The sequence below is a fragment of the Pseudomonas sp. MD330_10 genome (genome assembly GCF_042610415.1).
Classification (GTDB): Bacteria; Pseudomonadota; Gammaproteobacteria; order Pseudomonadales; family Pseudomonadaceae; genus Aquipseudomonas; species Aquipseudomonas rhodesiae.
Genome location: NZ_JBHGZU010000004.1, coordinates 255,446 through 273,130, shown reverse-complemented (window position 1 = coordinate 273,130; position 17,685 = coordinate 255,446). Strand labels below are relative to the sequence as shown.

17 protein-coding genes are annotated in these 17,685 nt (G+C 62.5%); 6 read left to right on the top strand and 11 right to left on the bottom strand.

What is annotated here, in order from left to right:
* Window positions 1–7: 7 nt before the first annotated feature.
* The 5 genes from ACFZPT_RS08755 to ACFZPT_RS08735 all read right to left on the bottom strand — a co-directional run bounded on the left by ACFZPT_RS08755 (window position 8) and on the right by ACFZPT_RS08735 (window position 5,438).
* Window positions 8–757 (bottom strand): SDR family NAD(P)-dependent oxidoreductase, encoded by a 750-nt coding sequence (locus tag ACFZPT_RS08755; RefSeq protein WP_034096068.1) that lies wholly within the window; start codon window positions 755–757, stop codon window positions 8–10.
* Between the two features lie 323 nt (window positions 758–1,080).
* Entirely contained in the window at window positions 1,081–1,842 is a 762-nt protein-coding gene (locus ACFZPT_RS08750; RefSeq protein ID WP_034096067.1) for an SDR family NAD(P)-dependent oxidoreductase, read from the bottom strand.
* Between the two features lie 10 nt (window positions 1,843–1,852).
* Window positions 1,853–3,193, bottom strand: a complete 1,341-nt coding sequence (locus ACFZPT_RS08745) for an MFS transporter (protein ID WP_184336237.1) — start codon at window positions 3,191–3,193, stop codon at window positions 1,853–1,855.
* A 23-nt stretch (window positions 3,194–3,216) separates the two neighbouring features.
* Window positions 3,217–4,095: a polysaccharide deacetylase gene (locus ACFZPT_RS08740; protein WP_034096065.1), complete on the bottom strand. Its 879-nt coding sequence runs from the start codon at window positions 4,093–4,095 to the stop codon at window positions 3,217–3,219.
* Window positions 4,096–4,106: 11 nt separating this feature from the next.
* Window positions 4,107–5,438 carry an amidase gene (locus tag ACFZPT_RS08735; protein WP_099312789.1) on the bottom strand — a complete coding sequence of 444 codons (1,332 nt, stop codon included), beginning with the start codon at window positions 5,436–5,438 and terminating at the stop codon, window positions 4,107–4,109.
* A gap of 337 nt (window positions 5,439–5,775) precedes the next feature.
* Between ACFZPT_RS08735 and ACFZPT_RS08730 the strand changes: the two genes are divergently transcribed.
* The 6 genes from ACFZPT_RS08730 (at window position 5,776) to cmoB (ending at window position 12,274) form a co-directional block, all read left to right on the top strand.
* A complete protein-coding gene (locus ACFZPT_RS08730) occupies window positions 5,776–6,765 on the top strand; it encodes a GntR family transcriptional regulator (protein WP_034096063.1) in 990 nt (329 codons plus the stop codon).
* 117 nt (window positions 6,766–6,882) lie between these two features.
* The gene (gene lon, locus ACFZPT_RS08725; protein WP_034096062.1) at window positions 6,883–9,303 is read left to right on the top strand and encodes an endopeptidase La; all 2,421 of its coding nucleotides are present in this window, start codon (window positions 6,883–6,885) and stop codon (window positions 9,301–9,303) included.
* 190 nt (window positions 9,304–9,493) lie between these two features.
* Window positions 9,494–9,883: a protease inhibitor I42 family protein gene (locus tag ACFZPT_RS08720; RefSeq protein ID WP_034096061.1), complete on the top strand. Its 390-nt coding sequence runs from the start codon at window positions 9,494–9,496 to the stop codon at window positions 9,881–9,883.
* Window position 9,884: 1 nt separating this feature from the next.
* A complete protein-coding gene (locus ACFZPT_RS08715) occupies window positions 9,885–10,541 on the top strand; it encodes a lysoplasmalogenase (protein WP_034096060.1) in 657 nt (218 codons plus the stop codon).
* Window positions 10,542–10,577: 36 nt separating this feature from the next.
* On the top strand, window positions 10,578–11,321 hold the full coding sequence (cmoA, locus tag ACFZPT_RS08710) for a carboxy-S-adenosyl-L-methionine synthase CmoA (protein ID WP_034096059.1): 744 nt from the start codon (window positions 10,578–10,580) through the stop codon (window positions 11,319–11,321).
* The gene (gene cmoB, locus ACFZPT_RS08705; protein WP_099312790.1) at window positions 11,318–12,274 is read left to right on the top strand and encodes a tRNA 5-methoxyuridine(34)/uridine 5-oxyacetic acid(34) synthase CmoB; all 957 of its coding nucleotides are present in this window, start codon (window positions 11,318–11,320) and stop codon (window positions 12,272–12,274) included. The genes cmoA and cmoB overlap by 4 nt, the downstream gene beginning before the upstream one ends.
* Window positions 12,275–12,414: 140 nt before the next feature.
* On the opposite strand, the gene tadA is transcribed toward cmoB, so the two are convergent.
* The 6 genes from tadA to rnc form a co-directional block, all read right to left on the bottom strand.
* Window positions 12,415–12,912 (bottom strand): tRNA adenosine(34) deaminase TadA, encoded by a 498-nt coding sequence (tadA, locus tag ACFZPT_RS08700; RefSeq protein WP_053133694.1) that lies wholly within the window; start codon window positions 12,910–12,912, stop codon window positions 12,415–12,417.
* Entirely contained in the window at window positions 12,912–14,324 is a 1,413-nt protein-coding gene (locus ACFZPT_RS08695; RefSeq protein ID WP_099312791.1) for a multicopper oxidase family protein, read from the bottom strand. Before ACFZPT_RS08695 ends, tadA begins: the two co-directional genes overlap by 1 nt.
* Before the next feature lie 97 nt (window positions 14,325–14,421).
* On the bottom strand, window positions 14,422–15,165 hold the full coding sequence (gene pdxJ / locus ACFZPT_RS08690) for a pyridoxine 5'-phosphate synthase (RefSeq protein ID WP_034096056.1): 744 nt from the start codon (window positions 15,163–15,165) through the stop codon (window positions 14,422–14,424).
* 52 nt (window positions 15,166–15,217) lie between these two features.
* Entirely contained in the window at window positions 15,218–15,907 is a 690-nt protein-coding gene (gene recO, locus ACFZPT_RS08685; RefSeq protein ID WP_034111891.1) for a DNA repair protein RecO, read from the bottom strand.
* Window positions 15,908–16,049: 142 nt separating this feature from the next.
* Window positions 16,050–16,952, bottom strand: a complete 903-nt coding sequence (gene era, locus ACFZPT_RS08680; RefSeq protein WP_016978271.1) for a GTPase Era — start codon at window positions 16,950–16,952, stop codon at window positions 16,050–16,052.
* Window positions 16,945–17,634, bottom strand: a complete 690-nt coding sequence (gene rnc / locus ACFZPT_RS08675) for a ribonuclease III (protein WP_033902449.1) — start codon at window positions 17,632–17,634, stop codon at window positions 16,945–16,947. The genes era and rnc overlap by 8 nt, the downstream gene beginning before the upstream one ends.
* Window positions 17,635–17,685: the final 51 nt, after the last annotated feature.

Here is a 17,685-nt window from a genome sequence, read left to right as displayed (position 1 = left end):
ACCCCGCTCATGGCATGACGTCGCCGGCGTTCGGGCCAAGCGTCTGGCCGACAAACAGATTGCCGCCCGGCTCGCTGGCGAGCAGCACGGCGGTGGGCGCCACTTCATCGGCCAGGCCGAAGCGGCCCAGGGGCAGCTCGGCGGCTTTGGCGCGTTTCCAAGCCTCGCTGATCCCGCCCACTAACGGCGTTTCGATCGGCCCCGGGGCGATGGCGTTGACCAGTACGTTGTCCTTGGCCACTTCCAGGGCCAGGGACTTGGTGAAGCCGATCACCCCGGCCTTGGCGGCGGCGTAGTGAGTCAGCTCGGCGCCGCCCTTGATGCCCAGTTGCGAGGCCACATTGATGATCCGCCCCCAGCGCTGCGCCAGCATGTGCGGCAGGGCGCGCTGACTGGCGACGAACACGCTGGTGAGGTCGACGCGCAGCATGTCGTTCCACATTTCGAGGGTCAGATCGACACAACGCGCCTGGGTCAGCATGCCGGCGTTGTTGACCAGAATATCGATACCGCCGAAGTGCTCGACACACCGGTCGACCCCGGCCTGAGCGCCTTCTAGCGTGCCGACATCGGCCACACACTCGACCACCTCGGCGCCCAAATTGCGGCAGGTGATCGCGGTTTCGGCGAGGCTGGCGGGGTTGCGGTCGGCCAATAACAGACGCGCGCCTTCAACCGCATAAGCGCGGGCGATGGCGGCACCAATGCCGCTGCCGGCACCGGTGATCACAGCGCGACGATCAGTGAGTTGGGGCATATACATTCTCCAGAAACAAACACAATTCCAATGTGAGAGGGGCCTGCCCCCGATTGCAGTGGTTCAGCCAGGACAGCTGCGTCTGGCACACCCCCATCGGGGGCAAGCCCCCTGCCACAGTTGAAGCGAGTACATCCGTCGAGCCAGTGGCATTCCATAGTGGGAGCGAGTACATCCGTCAGGCCAGTGGCATTCCAATGTGGGAGCAAGTACATCCGTCAGGCCAGTGGCATTCCAATGTGGGAGGGGGCTTGCCCCCGATTGCGGCGGTTCAGCCAGGGCAGCTGTGCCTGACCCACCACCATCGAGGGCAAGCCCCCCCATCAGTCAGGCCAGCGTACGGTCAGGCCGCCGTCGATGACGATGCTCTGGCCGGTGAGGTAGCTGGACGCATCACTGGTCAAGAACTGCACCAGCGACGCCACTTCATCGGCGCGCCCTACCCGGCCCAGCGGAATAGCGCGGGCGGCTTTGGCCAGGCCTTCGGGGCCGAGGGAGTTTTTGGCGTCCAGGGACTGCGGCGTCTCGATCAGGCCCGGGATCACCGCATTGCAGCGAATGCCCAGAGGCGCCAGTTCCACCGCCAGCGAACGGCACAACCCCGGCACACCAGCCTTGGCGGCAGCGTAGTGGCTGTGGTCCTGCCAGCCGTACACGCCGCCGGCAATCGACGAAATCGCCACTAACGCGCCGCCCTCGTTCATATGCCGACTGGCAGCGCGAAAGGTGCGCATGACGCCCGTCAGGTCGACATTTAGCATCTCGTCCCACAGCGCATCGGTCATGTCCAGTAACGGTGCGCGACGCAGCAGGCCGGCGTTGGCCACCGCATAGTCGAGCCGACCGAAATGCTGCACAGCCTGCGCGGCCAAGGCGTCCACCGAGGCGGTGTCGCCCACGTCCAGCGGCAACATCAGGCAGACGCCACCGGCTTCTTGCACCAGGCTCACAGTGATCTGCGGATCATGGGGATCAGCCGGAAAATACCCGCCCACTACCGTCACGCCATTGCGCGCATAGGCCACGGCCAGGGCTTGGCCGATGCCGCTGGCGGCACCGGTAATCAAGGCAACTTTACGATTCATCGAATACTCCTTACTGCACGGTTTCCGGGCGGACATGGCGGGCGGCAAACATCAGCGCACCGGACAGGAAGCACGGCAACGCACCGAACCACAGCGCCGCGGTCTGCCAGTCGCTGCCGGCGGACAACACTTGAGTGGCACCAAAGCCTGCGACCACCGCACCGATAGGCCCCATGGCATGGATAATCGCGCCGCCGGTGGCGCGAATGCTGGTGGGGAAACTTTCACTGATAAAGAACAGCGCCGCCGAGTACGGCCCGATCAGGAAGAACAGGCCCAGGCTGTACAAGCCCACCACCATGGCCATATTGCTCGGGCCGAACAGCATGCCGGCGAACGACAGACCGCCGAGCATCCAGCCCAGGCCGATCACATTGCGGCGGCCGATCTTGTCGCCCATCCAGCCATGGCTGAGGTAGCCGCAGTAACCCACCAGGTTCGACAGCACCAGGATGATCAGCGAGTTCTCGAACGAGATGTGGTGCACGCTGACGATCACCGAGGTGCCCAGCACACTGAACACCTGGATCGCCGCCCAGTTGAGCAACAGCGCGGCGCCGATCACCAGGGTGGCGCGGCGTGCCGGGCCACGGAACGCGGCTTTGAGCCCGGCCTTGCTGTGTTCGTCGTAGTCCACGCCGTAGGTGGCGGCGACGTTCTGCGCTTCGATCACCGCGCCACTTTTACGCAGTTCGCTGATGCGCTGATGGATCTGGAACTGCGGGCTCTCCTTGAGCTTGCGCGCCATGATTGCAATCACAATGGCCGGGATCGCCGCGAAGATAAAACACCCCTGCCAACCGATGATCGGCAGCAACAAGGCGGTCAACCCCGCCGCAATCAGCGCCCCTACCGGCCAGCCGCCCTGCACCAGGCTGTAGATGAAACCGCGCCGTTTAGTCAGTCGCGGGTCTTCCGACGCGCCGTACAGCTCGGTGAGGTAGGTGGCGTTGACGGTTTCTTCGGCATAACCCAGACCGCCCAACGAACGGATCAGAATCAGCGGCGACTTGCCCCACGCCCCGCCGATCGCGGTCAGCGCCGAACACAGCGCCGAACCGGCCACGGTGAAAATAATCCCTTTGCGCCGCCCCAGTTTGTCGACGATAGGGCCGATGGCCAGGGCGACCACGGCGGTGCCCACCGCCACCCAGGTCGCGATCTCGGCTTGCTCCACTTCACCCCAGCCGAAGTGGCGGCCGATCTCCGGCAGCAAGGTGCCGAACAGAATGAAGTCGTACACCGCAAACACCCAGGCGAAAAACGCGATCCAGGTGGCAAAGCGCACTTCCTGGGACGTCAATTGCCGGGGTTTCCAACCGGTCAGGTCAAGCTTGTTGTAGATGGACATGGGTGGCGCCTCAAGGGGTGGGGTCAGGAACGCGGTTGGCGACGGATAAAGTCGTCGGCGATTTCATCGAACGTGACAAAACGCACGCCGGCGTGGCTCTGGATGTGTTCGATCAAGCGTTCGAGCATCAGCAGCACTTGCGGGCGGCCGGATACGTCGGGGTGGATGGTCATGGTGAACACCGCGTGTTCGTGTTCGCGATAGACCCAGTCGAACTGGTCGCGCCACATTTCTTCGAGGTGGCGCGGGTTGACGAAGCCGTGGCTGTTGGGAGCTTTCTTGATGAACATCATCGGCGGCAGGTCATCCAGGTACCAGTTGGCCGGGATCTCTACCAAGTCGGTTTCTTCACCGCGCACCAGCGGTTTCATCCAGGTGTCGGGGTGCTGGCTGTAGTCGATCTTGGTCCAGCTGTCGCCCTTGCGTACGTAGTAGGGGTGGAAGTCGTTGTGCATCAGGCTGTGGTCGTACTTGATGCCTTTTTTCAGCAGCAGCTCGTTGGTGACCTTGCTGAATTCCCACCACGGCGCAACGTAGCCGGTGGGGCGTTTGCCGGTGACTTGGGTGATCAGTTCGATGGACTTGTCGAGGACGATTTCTTCCTGCTCGGCGGTCATCGCAATCGGGTTTTCGTGGCTGTAGCCATGCACGCCGATTTCGTGGCCGGCATCGGCGACAGCCTTCATCTGCTCGGGGAAAGTCTCCATCGAGTGGCCGGGGATAAACCAGGTGGTGCGCAGGCCGTAGCGTTCGAACAGTTTGAGCAGGCGCGGCGCGCCGACTTCCCCGGCGAACAGGCCGCGAGAGATGTCATCCGGCGAGTCCTCGCCGCCGTAGGAACCGAGCCAGCCGGCGACGGCATCAACGTCGACGCCAAATGCACAAAGGATGTCTTTAGCCATGGTGTATCTCCTTAAACGTTAAGTACGGATTCGACGGACAACGCGGCGCGCAGCAGGCGCGCGTCCTCCCCCATCGGGGCGCTGAGCAGCATCCCGGTGGGCAGGCCCAAGGCATCGCGGCCGCTGGGCAAGGTCACGCCGGGCATGTCCAGCAAGCTGCCGGGCATGGTCAGGCGCAGGGTGGCGAGGTTGGTGGTGGCGAACAGGTCGTCGTCGGCTTCCAGAGGCGCCAGGGCCGGGGCGACGTGGGCGACGGTGGGCGTGATCAGGATCGCGCCGTCGAGGTCGTCGACCAGTTGGAGTTGCAGGCGTTGGCGTGCCTCGATCAGGCCGATTAACTGGCTGGCGGGCAGCCCGCGCGCGGTTTCGAGGCGGCGGCGCACCCGTGGATCGAGTTGCGCGGCGTCGGCGCTGTCGAGCAGGGCTTGGTGCAGGGCGAAGGCTTCGAAGGCGCCGAACCAGCCATGTTGCTGGATCAGTTCCAGTGCGCCTTTGAAAGTCGGGCTTTCACGGTTTTCGATCAGCGCACCGGCGGCCTTGAGTTGCTCCACGGCGCGCAGCAAGTTATTGCCTACGGCCGGTTCAACGTGGCTCAGCACGCTGTGCTCCAGCACAAACCGCTGACCCTTTAGGCTGCGTGCGGTATGAGTGTGCGTGCGGCCGTGAAGGATATCGTCGAGGGTCAGGGCATCGCGCACGCTACGCGTCAGCGGGCCGAGACTGTCGAGGGTGCGAGCCAAAGGGAACACACCGTCGCGGTTATAGCGCCGACTGCTGCTGCGATACCCCACCAGGCCATTGAAGGCCGAGGGGATGCGGATCGAGCCGGCGGTGTCGGTGCCCATGGCGATCGGCACGATTCCAGCGGCGACGGCCACCGCCGAACCGGACGACGAACCACCGGGGATACGCGGCTGATCGCTGGCATGGGGATTACGCGGCGTGCCGAAATGCGGGTTCAGTCCCAGGCCGGAATACGCCAGCTCACTGAGGTTGGTCTTGCCCACGCTGACCATGCCGGCGCGGCACAACAGGCCGACAACGGGCGCATCGAGCGCGGCGGCGGGGGCATTGCGACGGTAGGCGGCACCGGCGGTGGTGACGCTGCCGGCCATGTCAAACAGGTCTTTCCAGGCCAGCGGCACGCCGTCGAACGGGCTCAATGGCTGACCGGCACGCCAGCGGGCAGCCGCGGCTTCGGCTTCACGGCGTGCGCGGTCGGCGGTGAGGCTGATAAACACGCAGCTAGACCGCCGGGCCTGGTCAAGCGAGTGCTCCAGAGCTTGCACCGGGTCGCTGCGACCGTGGGCGAAATCCTCGGCCATTGATGTGGCATCTGACATCAGCGCAGTCCTTGTAAAAACGTACATATTCATAAAATGTACATTTTACAAAGGCAGCTTTCGTGCCAGCATTGGGTGATCTACTGGCGCTTTCCGGGTGGTTAACGCTAGAAATAGCGGACTAGAGCCCTTTCAGGGTTGCAGAATAATCCGACAAGCAGAGGAGAAGTGACTTAGGCTCAAATAATGTATCTTTTATTAATAAGTACATTTTGGTGCAGAAAAGTAACAACGATCCGTTTCAGGCCCCAAAAAAGTGCCCACAACGTGGCGCAGAGTGACACCCACATCTATGAGAGAATCCCCGGCCATCGTCCTACATGCTCTTGAGAAATCGATGAAAGCAGCGTCTGCCTCGGCCTCCCGTTACGCGATGATTCACCAGGTGTTGCGTGATGCGATCGTCAACGGCACCGCCCGCCATGGGCTGGTGTTGCTGGAAGCGCCCCTGGCCGATTTGTTCGGCACCAGCCGCGTGCCGGTACGCCGGGCGTTGGACCTGCTGCATGAAGAAGGGCTGATTTGCCGTTTCAATGGCCGCGGTTACTTGATCAATCCCGAAGGCCTGGCCATGGAGCCGCTGCGCCTGCCCTTGAGCGCTGCGCACCTGGGCTTGAACGGCGAAGATGAGTTGGTGGACACACGACCGTTGGGCGAACGGATCGTCGATGAAATCGGCGCGGCGCTGTCCACCTGCATCGCCTTCGGCCATTACCGCCTGGATGAACAGGCGGCCGCCGAACACTACGGCGTCAGCCGCGCGGTGGTGCGTGAAGCGCTTATGCGTCTGCGCGACCGTGGCCTGGTGGAAAAGGAGCCCTATTCCCAATGGCTGGCCGGCCCGTTGACGGCCCGGGAAGTGACCGAGGACTACGAACTGCGCGCCTGCCTGGAGCCCGAAGCCTTGCGCCAGAGCGCGCCGAACCTCGACCGCGAGGTGCTGCAAGCCATGCTGCAACGGGTACTGGACGCCCAGAGCACCGCGCACTGCAGCCTGGAAGCCATCGAGCGCATCGAAGAGGACTTGCACCAGCACTGCCTGGCCGGTCTGCAAAACCGCAAGATCGCGGCGTTGATCCGCCAGGGCCAGAGCCCGATGATCATCAGCCGGATATTCCATGGTTTGCTGGGGATCGGCGCCGATCCGTCGATGCTTGCCGAACATCGCTTGATTCTCGAACTGCTGCTGCACGGTGCCTTCGATGCCGCCGCGCTGAACCTGCGCGAGCACTTGCAGCGGGCGCGACAGCGAATGTTGCAGCGCTTGAAAGTACTCTCGGTGCTGCCAGAACAGCCGCTCCCGGCCTACCTTCATAAAATCAGCTGACCTCCTGGCCGGATCGCCGCCGTAATTTTATGCAATATGTTGCTATCTCACCCCCACCATTGAAACCACCGCTACCTCGCCCCATCTAAGCACCATACTTCCTGATGCAGGTGCCCCATGAGCGACCAGCAAGAATTTCCCGATTACGACCTCAACGATTACGCCGACCCCGAAAACGCTGAATCCCACTCGTCCAATACCGGCCTGGCCCTGCCTGGCCAGAACCTGCCGGACAAGGTCTATATCATCCCGATCCACAATCGGCCGTTCTTCCCCGCGCAAGTGTTGCCGGTGATCGTCAATGAAGAACCCTGGGCCGAAACCCTGGAACTGGTGAGCAAGTCCGAGCACCACTCCCTGGCCCTGTTCTTTATGGACACGCCGCCGGAAGACCCGCGCCACTTCGACACCTCCAGCCTGCCGCTGTACGGCACCCTGGTGAAGGTGCATCACGCCAGCCGCGAAAACGGCAAGCTGCAATTCGTCGCCCAGGGCCTGACCCGCGTGAGGATTCGCACCTGGCTCAAGCACCATCGCCCGCCGTACCTGGTGGAAGTCGAATACCCACACCAGCCGTCCGAGCCGACCGACGAGGTCAAGGCTTACGGCATGGCGCTGATCAACGCGATCAAGGAGCTGCTGCCCCTCAACCCGTTGTACAGCGAAGAGTTGAAGAACTACCTCAACCGCTTCAGCCCCAACGACCCATCGCCGCTGACCGACTTCGCCGCCGCCCTCACCTCCGCCACCGGCAACGAACTGCAGGAAGTGCTGGACTGCGTGCCCATGCTCAAGCGCATGGAAAAAGTGCTGCCGATGCTGCGCAAGGAAGTCGAGGTCGCGCGCCTGCAAAAAGAGCTGTCCGCCGAAGTGAACCGCAAGATCGGCGAGCATCAGCGCGAGTTCTTCCTCAAGGAACAGCTCAAAGTCATCCAGCAGGAACTGGGTTTGACCAAGGACGACCGCAGCGCGGACGTCGAGCAATTTGAGCAACGCCTGGAAGGCAAAGTACTGCCGGCCCAGGCGAAAAAACGCATCGATGAAGAACTCAACAAACTGTCGATCCTGGAAACCGGCTCGCCGGAATACGCGGTCACCCGCAACTATCTGGATTGGGCCACGTCGGTGCCATGGGGCGTATATGGCGAGGACAAACTCGACCTTAAGCACGCGCGCAAGGTGCTGGATAAACACCACGCAGGCCTTGATGACATCAAGAGCCGCATCCTCGAATTCCTCGCGGTGGGCGCCTATAAAGGCGAAGTCGCCGGTTCCATTGTGCTGCTGGTGGGCCCGCCGGGCGTGGGCAAAACCAGTGTCGGCAAATCCATCGCCGAGTCCCTGGGCCGCCCGTTCTATCGGTTCAGCGTCGGCGGCATGCGTGACGAGGCCGAAATCAAGGGCCATCGCCGCACCTACATCGGCGCCCTGCCCGGCAAACTGGTGCAGGCGCTCAAGGACGTGGAGGTGATGAACCCGGTAATCATGCTCGACGAGATCGACAAGATGGGCCAGAGCTTCCAGGGCGACCCGGCGTCGGCGCTGCTGGAAACCCTGGACCCTGAGCAGAATGTCGAATTCCTCGACCACTACCTGGACCTGCGCCTGGACCTGTCCAAGGTGCTGTTCGTGTGCACCGCCAACACCCTGGATTCCATCCCCGGCCCACTGCTCGACCGTATGGAAGTGATTCGCCTGTCGGGCTATATCACCGAAGAGAAAGTCGCCATCGCCAAGCGCCATCTATGGCCCAAGCAGCTGGAAAAAGCCGGCGTGGCAAAAAACAGCCTGACCATCAGCGATGGCGCCCTGCGCGCGCTGATCGACGGTTACGCCCGTGAAGCTGGGGTGCGCCAGTTGGAGAAACAGCTGGGCAAACTGGTGCGCAAAGCGGTGGTCAAGTTGCTGGATGCGCCGGACAGCGTGATCAAGATCGGCAACAAGGATCTGGAAAGCTCCCTGGGCACGCCGGTGTTCCGTAATGAACAAGTGTTGTCCGGTATTGGCGTCATCACTGGCCTGGCGTGGACCAGCATGGGTGGTGCCACCCTGCCGATCGAAGCGACGCGCATTCACACCCTTAACCGCGGCTTCAAGCTGACCGGCCAGTTGGGTGAGGTGATGAAGGAGTCCGCCGAAATCGCCTACAGCTACATCAGTTCGAACCTGAAGTCTTTTGGCGGCGACCCGAAGTTCTTCGACGAAGCCTTTGTGCACCTGCATGTGCCGGAAGGCGCCACGCCGAAGGATGGCCCAAGTGCTGGCGTGACCATGGCCAGCGCCCTGCTGTCCCTGGCACGTAACCAACCGCCGAAGAAAGGCGTGGCCATGACCGGCGAACTGACACTGACCGGGCATGTGCTGCCAATTGGCGGAGTGCGCGAAAAAGTAATCGCCGCGCGGCGCCAGAAGATCCATGAGCTGATCCTGCCGGAGCCCAATCGCGGCAGTTTCGAAGAATTGCCGGAGTACCTGAAGGAAGGTATGACGGTGCATTTCGCCAAGCGCTTTGCGGATGTGGCGAAGGTGCTGTTCTGATAGACCGTTAGCGCTTGCACTGGCCTCATCGGGGGCAAGCCCCCTCCCACAGGTTGATTTGTGAACATACTCAAGTGTGGGAGGGGGCTTGCCCCCGATGGCGTAACTGGCCGCAACCTGTATCCACCTTGTAACACCCTGTCTTATCTTCGGTTATGCTCGGTCTTCGTCGCCAAACAACGGAGCCCTTATGACCGCTGCCCGCCTGCTTCTCCCCTTGAGCCTTGCCCTGCTGGCCGCCTGCGCCAGCGCTCCCAAGCAAAACGTCACCGTGGAAAACCAGAGCGCCTGCCCGCTCCAGCTGAAAACCGGGCAAAACCTGATCCTCACCCTGCCCAGCAACCCCACCACCGGTTACCGCTGGGCCATCCAGGATTCGGCCGGCGGCGTGCTGCGTGCGCTGAGCCCCGAGGTCTACAGCAGCAGCGAATCCGGGGTGATCGGCGGCGGCGGCCAGTCGACCTGGCGGTTCCAGGCTTTCGCGCCGGGTCAGGGTCGCTTGCGCCTGACCTCCCAGCAGCCCTGGGAGCCGGAAGCCGAACCCGTTGAAGCCTTCGACTGCGCCATTACGGTGAACTGATATGCCGTGGCTGATTCTTGCGCTGATGGGCGCCGGCACTTTTATCTACGGCCTGACCACCCACGCCACGCTGCTGTGCCTGCTGGTCAAACCCTTGCCGGTGCTGGCACTGCTGGGCTGGCTGCACGATGCGCCGCCCACCGACTATCGCCGCTGGATCAGCCTGGGGCTGATTTTCTCACTGGTGGGGGATGTTCTGCTGGCCTGGCCGGGGGACCTGTTTATCTTTGGCCTGGGCGCATTTCTGTTGGCGCACTTGGCGTACCTCAAGGCCTACTTCAGCGATTGCCGCCGCTTGGCGCCGCTGCCGTTGATCCTCGCGCTGGGCGTGGGAGCGGTGCTGTTGAGCATCCTGATCTCCCATGGCCTGGGGGATTTGTTAATACCTGTGGTGGTTTATGCCCTGGTGATCAGCGCCATGCTCTGGCGCGCGCTGGCCCGCTTGGGCGGTGATGTGCCCAAGCGTTCGGCGCTGCTGGCCGCGGCGGGAGCCGCATCCTTTGTGTTTTCCGACACGCTGATCGGCATCAATCGGTTCGTGGTCGCGTTCGAGGCCGCGCCGTATTTGCTGATTACTACCTATTGGCTTGGCCAGTGGGGTATCACGGCCTCGGCTTTCCATCAGACAACACGGGCATCCGAGGGGCAACTTGGCTAAAATGCCGGCCTTTCCCCCACCGTCGCCGGAACAACCGTGAGCCAAGAACCCGATCGCCTGTTCGCCCAGCCCCTGCCCCAGGTGCCGGACTTCGCCTTTAACGAGGATGTAGTGCGGGTGTTTCCCGACATGATCAAACGCTCGGTGCCTGGGTATCCGACCATTGTCGAGAACCTCGGCGTGCTGGCCGCGCAGTTCGCCCAACCCCACAGCGTGCTCTACGACCTGGGCTCATCCCTCGGCGCGGTGACCCAGGCTCTGCGGCGCCATGTGCGCACCGAGGGCTGCTCGGTGATCGCGGTGGACAATTCGGCGGCGATGGTCGAACGCTGTCGCGAATACCTCAATGGCCAGGACTCGATGTTTCAGGAGTTGCTGCCGGTGCAGGTGGTCGAGGGCGATATCCTCGCGTTGCAGTTCCAGCCGGCTTCGGTGGTGGCGCTGAACTTCACCTTGCAGTTCATCGCCCCCGAGGAGCGCCTGGCGTTGCTCGGCCGCATTCGTCAGGCGCTGTTGCCGGGCGGCGCGCTGATCCTTTCGGAAAAGCTGCGCTTCAATGACCTGGAAGAACACGCACTGCTCACCGACCTGCATGTGGCGTTCAAACGCGCCAATGGCTACAGCGAACTGGAAATCGCCCAGAAACGCAGCGCCATCGAAAACGTCATGAAACCCGACAGCCTCGAAGAACACCGCGAACGCCTGCTGGCGGCCGGGTTCTCGAAAGTCGTGCCGTGGTTCCAGTGTCTTAACTTTGCCTCGTTGATTGCCTTGCCATGATTGATCTGTCCCACCTCGCCCGCCATCTGGTCGGCACGCCCCTGGCCGTCTGGGCCCAGGGCCTGCAGGCGCAACTCGACAGCAAAATGGAGAAAGGCCACGGCGACCTCGCGCGCTGGCAGAGCGCGCTGGACGCACTGCCGACCCTCGCGCCCGACCACGTCGACCTGCTGAACGGCCTGACCCTGGACGCCGACTGCGACGACGCCACCCGCGCGCAGATGCACACCGCGCTCATGGGCCTGAGCCCCTGGCGCAAAGGCCCGTTCCATTTGTTCGGCGTGCATGTGGACACCGAATGGCGCTCGGACTGGAAGTGGTCGCGGGTGGCGCCGCACCTGAACCTCAAGGGCAAACGCATCCTCGACGTCGGCTGCGGCAACGGCTACTACATGTGGCGCATGCTCGGCGCCGGTGCCGACAGCGTGATCGGCGTGGACCCCAACTGGTTGTTCTTCTGCCAGTTCCAGGCGGTGCAACGCTACCTGTCCGAGCCCAAAGCCTGGCACCTACCGTTCCCGTTCGAAGACCTGCCGCCCAACCTGGAAGGCTTCGACACGGTGTTTTCCATGGGCGTTTTCTACCACCGTCGCTCGCCCATCGAGCACTTGCTGGCGCTCAAGGACACACTGGTCAAGGGCGGCGAGCTGGTGCTGGAAACCTTGGTAGTGGAAGGCGATCAGCAGCAAGTGCTGGTGCCGGAAGATCGCTACGCGCAGATGCGCAACGTGTGGTTCCTGCCCTCGGTGCCGGCGTTGATGCTATGGCTGCGGCGTGCCGGGTTCAGTGATGTGCGGTGTGTGGATGTGAGTGTGACCACGGTGCAGGAACAACGGGGGACGGAATGGATGAAGTATCAATCCCTCAGCGATTTCCTCGATCCGGATGATCACAGCAAGACCATTGAAGGGCTGCCGGCGCCTATGCGGGCCGTCATCATCGCCAAAAAGTAAGCCCCCGTCCCGCTGGAAAAATGAAGCTCAAAATATGGGAGGGGGCTTGCCCCCGATTTCAGAGTGTCGGTCAGCATAGCCTTAGCTGACCCGCCGTCATCGGGGGCAAGCCCCCTCCCACATTTGAGCTGCAGTGTTCTTTAGAGGGGGGGTTTGGCACGGCGGGCTTTGAAGAATTCGCTCAGCACCGTGCCGCACTCTTCAGCCAGTACACCGCCTTCAAACAACACCCGATGATTCAAAAAGCCCTGGGTAAAAAACTGCCCCTGGCTCTGCACGATCCCAGCCTTAGGCTCCAACGCGCCGTACACCACCCGTGCGATGCGTGAATGCACGATCAAACCGGCGCACATGCTGCACGGCTCCAGGGTCACATACAGCGTGCTGCCTGGCAGGCGGTAGTTGCTGACGGCCTGGGCGGCGGCGCGGATGGCGACCATTTCGGCGTGGGCGCTAGGGTCGTTACCGCTGATGGGGCAATTAAAGCCTCGTCCGATGATTTCACCGTCCTGCACCAGCACCGCGCCGACCGGCACCTCACCCAGCGCTGCGCCTTGGGCGGCGAGGGCTAGGGCTTCACGCATAAAGTCTTGGTCCCGGCTGCGGTCGATGATCGCGGTGGGGCGAAACTGACGCATCACGCCACCTCGATGGCGGCCATCAGGCCGGTTTCCATATGGTCGATCACATGGCAGTGGAACATCCACACCCCAGGGTTATCCGCCACCAACGCCACCCGGGCGCGCTCGTTCTTGCCCAGCAGGTAGGTGTCGGTGAAATACGGGATCACCTTATGGCGGTTAGAGGCGATCACCTTGAAACTCATGCCGTGCAGGTGGATCGGGTGCTGGTACTGGGTCATGTTCTTCAATTCGAAAATGTAGCTCTTGCCCTTTTCCAGCTTGGCGATCGGGCGGTCGGCGCAGGTTTTGTCGGTGATGTCCCAGGCCTGGCCGTTGATCTGCCACAGGCTCGGCGGCTTGCCGTTGTCCACATTGACCGAGACCGAACCAACCCACTCGAAATTGAAGTTGAGTTTCTCGGCATTGGCCAGGTCCGGCTCGCTGATCGGGTTGGCCGGCAGCGCCGGCGGCCAGTCGGTGGGCGCGTCGGTATTGGCCACCGAGCGGAAGGTACCCAGGCGCACCGGGCCATTGCGAATCGACAGTTCTTCACCCGCCGCCGGCGCCTTGATCGCCAGGCAGATACGCATGCCCGGGCCCAGCCAGTACTCCTTGCCCAGCGGGCGCGGTTCGATAGGGTTGCCATCCAACGCATAGATGCGCGCTTCGACGTCGGGAATATTGATGCGATAGGTCAGGGTGTTATCCAGATTGAGCAGACGCACACGAGTGATCTGCCCGGCCGGCAAGTCGATCACCGCCTGGGACACACCGTTGATCGTCGACAAGCGCCCGGCCGTACCGCCACGCGCCGCTTCGCGGGGGATGCTGAAGGCGACAAACGCGCCCTCTTCGTCCACGTGCCAGCTCTTGAGGCTCAGGGTGCATTCGTGTTTGAAACCGGTGGGCTCGCGCTCTTCGATGATCAGCGGCCCCACCAGGCCACGGCCGAGTTCTTCGCTGCTGTTGACATGAGGGTGGTACCAGTAGCTGCCGGCGTCGGGCACGCGGAACTTGTAGTCGAAGTATTCGCCAGGCAGCACCGGCAACTGCGAGACGTAGGGTACGCCGTCCATTTCCAGCGGCAGGCGGATGCCATGCCAGTGGATGGTGGTGGCGACCGGCAAGTGGTTGATAAAGCGCACCCGCAGCCACTCACCCTGGCGCACACGCAACTCGGTGCCCGGCGCCGACGGGCCGAACGCCCAGGCCTCGGTCTTGTGTCCCGGCACCAGCTCAACATCCAGCGGCGCCGCGATCAGTTCGTAATCGTGCCCCGCCTCGGCCTCGGCGACTTTCCCCAGCCAGTAGCGGTAGGCGCCACCGGCACCGGCGCCCACTACGGCCAGGCCGGCCAGACCACCCAGGATTTGTCGACGGGAAAAGGATCGGGACACAACAACCTCGCGTATCGGCCGCAGGCGCATAGCCTGCAAAGGGCGGATACGATACACCTACACGGGCTAAACAGTAAGGGTTCTCATGTGGGAGGTGACGCCCTCCCACATTGCGGCTTGGCTGTTTTTAGTGCTTGGCGGCGGCCAGGATCAGGGCCTTCATTTCGGCAACCGCGCCTTTGAAACCGACGAACAGCGCGTGGGCCACCAGGGCATGGCCGATGTTCAGCTCGTTGATGCCCTTGATCGCGGCGACGGCCTCGACGTTGTGGTAGTGCAAACCGTGGCCGGCATTGACGATCAAGCCTTCATTGAGACCGCAGTTCACGCCTTCGATAATGCGTTGCAGCTCGTCTGCGACCTCCGTCGGCGTGGTGGCATCGGCGTAGCGGCCAGTATGCAGTTCGATAGCGGGCGCGCCGACGCGGCGCGAGGCCTCGATCTGGCGCGGATCGGCGTCGATAAACAACGACACTTCGCTGCCGATCTTCGACAAACGCTGCACCGCGGCCTTGATCCGCGCTTCCTGGCCAGCCACATCCAGGCCGCCCTCGGTGGTGAGTTCCTGGCGGGTTTCCGGCACCAGGCAGATATGTGCCGGGCGGATGCGCTCGGCGAACGCCATCATTTCTTCGGTGACGCCCATTTCGAAATTCATGCGGGTTTGCAGCACGTCCTTGAGCAGCAGCACGTCGCGTTCCTGGATGTGCCGACGGTCTTCGCGCAAGTGCACGGTGATGCCGTCGGCGCCCGCTTCTTCGGCGTCCAGCGCGGCCTTGACCGGATCGGGGTAGCGAGTGCCCCGGGCCTGGCGCAGGGTAGCGACGTGGTCGATGTTGACGCCAAGAAGAATGCGATTGCTGGTGGTCACGGAAGCGCTCCTGAAAAGGGGAAAGAAACGCTGCACAGCATACACGGGGATGTCAGGGCTTTCGAAACAACTCGCGACTGACCAGCGGCCGCCCGCCCAGGTGCACGGCCAGGGCCTGGCGCATCAGACGCTTGGCGGCGGACAAGGCGCCGGGCGCGGTCCAGTCGGCTTCGCTCATGGCCAGCAGCTCGGTGCCCTGAAATAGACCGGGTTGCAGCAGGTAGACACGCTCCAGCCCCGCGTCCACTTGTAGGCGATACATGCCATCGGCGGCGATGGGTTCGCCGTGCAGGTCGTTGTTCAGTTCAAAGCCGTAACCCAGATCGTCCAGCAGACGCCATTCGAAGGCGCGCAGCAACGGCTCCAACGGACGACCTTCGGCCAGGGCCAGCAACGTGGCGGCGTAGTGATCGAAGACCGCCGGGTGCGGATCTTCGGCTGGCAACAGGCGAATCAGCAGTTCATTTAGGTATAGGCCGCTGAACAGCGCATCGCCATTGAGCCAGGCGGAGGTGCCGACGCTTTCCAGGCGGCCGACGTTCTTCAGCTCGCCCTTGCCGCGAAACTCCACATCCAGCGCCACAAAGGGCCGCGCCAATGTCCCGGCCTTGCCCCGCGCACTGCGCAACACCGCGCGCAGGCGACCTTGGGGGGTGAGGAAATCCACCAGGGCGCTGGTCTCGCGATAGGCACGGCTGTGCAGGACATAGGCGAGTTGGCTGGGAGGTGGGGATTGGGACATGGGTTCTCTATCGTGAAAACAACATAAACCTAATGTGGGAAGGGGCTTGGCCCCGATGGCGGTGGCTCAGTCACGTATTTATTAACTGGTCCACCGCTATCGGGGCCAAGCCCCCTCCCACATTTTTTGCCCTGCGGTGTACTTACAGGTCGCCGTAGCCGAGGGAGCGCAACGCACGCTCGTCATCGGACCAACCGCCTTTCACCTTCACCCACAGGTTGAGCATGATCTTGGAATCGAACAGCAATTCCATATCCTTGCGCGCCTCGGTACCGATGCGCTTGATGCGCTCGCCCTTGTCGCCAATGATGATTTTCTTCTGGCCGTCGCGTTCGACGAGGATCAGCGCATGGATATGCAAGGTCTTGCCCTGCTGCTTGAACTCTTCGATTTCGACGGTGATCTGGTACGGCAGCTCGGCGCCCATCTGGCGCATGATTTTCTCACGCACCAGTTCGGCGGCGAGGAAACGGCTGCTGCGGTCGGTGATCTGGTCTTCCGGGAAGAAGTGTTCGTTCTCCGGCAGGTGCTCGGCGATCACGCGCTCCAGCGCATCGAGGTTGTGGCCGTGCTGGGCGGAAATCGGGATGATCTGGGCGTTCGGCAGTTGTTCCTGCAGCCAGCTCAGGTGCGGCATCAGCTCGGCTTTGTCTTCGATGCGGTCGGTCTTGTTCAGCGCGACGATCAACGGGCCGGTGACGTACTGCACGCGCTCCAGAACCATCTGGTCTTCATCGGTCCACTTGGTGCGGTCGACCACGAAGATCACCACGTCGACGTCTTTCAACGCGGCCGAAGCGGTCTTGTTCATATAGCGGTTAAGGGCTTTTTCGCCGCCTTTGTGCATGCCCGGGGTGTCAACGTAGACCGCTTGCACGTTGCCTTCGGTCTTGATGCCCAGCATGTTGTGGCGGGTGGTCTGCGGCTTGCGCGATGTAATCGCCAGCTTCTGCCCCAGGATGTGGTTGAGCAGCGTGGACTTGCCCACGTTGGGGCGGCCGACGATGGCAACATAGCCACAGCGTGTTGCGGTTGAATCAGTCATGGCCATTCTCCACGCCCAGGGCAATCAGTGCTGCAGCGGCCGCTACCTGTTCGGCAATACGACGGCTCACACCCTGACCTCGGCTTTTTTCGTTCAGTAAGGTGATTTCACATTCCACGAAGAACACGCGGCAATGGGGCTCACCCTGGATATCCACCACTTCGTAGCGGGGCAGTTCGCAGCCGCGCGATTGCAGGAATTCCTGCAGGCGGGTCTTGGGATCTTTGTTGGTATCGACCAGGGTCAGGCTTTCGATCTCGGAGGTCAGCCACGCCGTGACCCGCTCCTTGGCCGCTTCCATGCCCGCATCCAGGTAGATAGCGCCGATCAGCGCTTCGAGGGCATCGGCCAGGATCGATTCACGGCGGAACCCGCCGCTTTTCAATTCGCCGGAACCCAGGCGCAGGTACTCGCCCAGGCCGAAACCGCGAGCCAGTACGGCCAGGGTTTCGCCCTTGACCAGGCGTGCGCGCAGGCGCGATAGCTGGCCTTCACGGGCTTGGGGGAAGCGCTCGAAAAGGGCTTCACCGGCAACGAAATTGAGGATGGCATCACCGAGAAATTCCAGGCGCTCGTTATTGCGCCCTGCGAAGCTGCGGTGTGTGAGGGCAAGGACCATCAATTCCTGGTCCTTGAAGGTGTAGCCGAGCTGGCGCTCGAGACGACTGAGAGAAACGGTCACGGTTTATCCATAGTGAGTTGGTGGCACCGGCGGCCATCGACGATTGACGCA